This window comes from Streptomyces sp. AC627_RSS907 (assembly GCF_019049165.1).
Genome location: NZ_JAGMUE010001321.1, coordinates 1 through 560, shown reverse-complemented (window position 1 = coordinate 560; position 560 = coordinate 1). Strand labels below are relative to the sequence as shown.

1 pseudogene is annotated in these 560 nt (G+C 77.9%); it reads left to right on the top strand.

The window, feature by feature from the left end:
• Nucleotides 1-86: 86 nt before the first annotated feature.
• Nucleotides 87-560, top strand: a pseudogene (locus KUM32_RS41705) (D-alanyl-D-alanine carboxypeptidase); the annotation flags it as partial.

Below are 560 nucleotides of genomic sequence, written 5' to 3'. Positions count from 1 at the left end.
GGGTGGCTCCTCCATGATCAGCACATAGTTCGGGTGGTTAAGTGTCCCTCACGCAGGTGTGTGGTTGCGAAAGGGGCTGCTCGAAGATGCCTGACGAGGCCAGATGGCGGTTGAGCGGGTGGTCGGGCCCGTGGCGGGCGGCCACCGTGGAGCAGCGTCGAACGGGTCTGCTCGCGGCGGGTTCCGCCGTGGTCGGCCTCGCGGTCGCGGCGACCTGCGTGGTCGCGGCCGGTCCCTGGGACTCCGGCCAGCGTACGGCCGAGCGCCAGCGGGCCGCCTCCGGAGCGCACCCGGGCGACGACGGCCGGCCCGGCCCGGACCCGGCCCGGGCGCCCGGCGCGTCCCCCGTGCTCGCCCCGCTCGGCGCGCCCCTCGCGTCCCCGAGCCCGGACACCGGCGAGCGGTCCGTCCCGGTGCCCACCGGGCCGGGCCTCGCCGACGCCCTCGAACCGCTGCTGCGGGACGACGCGCTCGGGCCGCTGCGCGCGGGCGCGGTGGTGGACGTGGCGACCGGGCGGCAGCTCTACGGGGCCAAGGCGGGCACCGGCGCCATCCCCGCC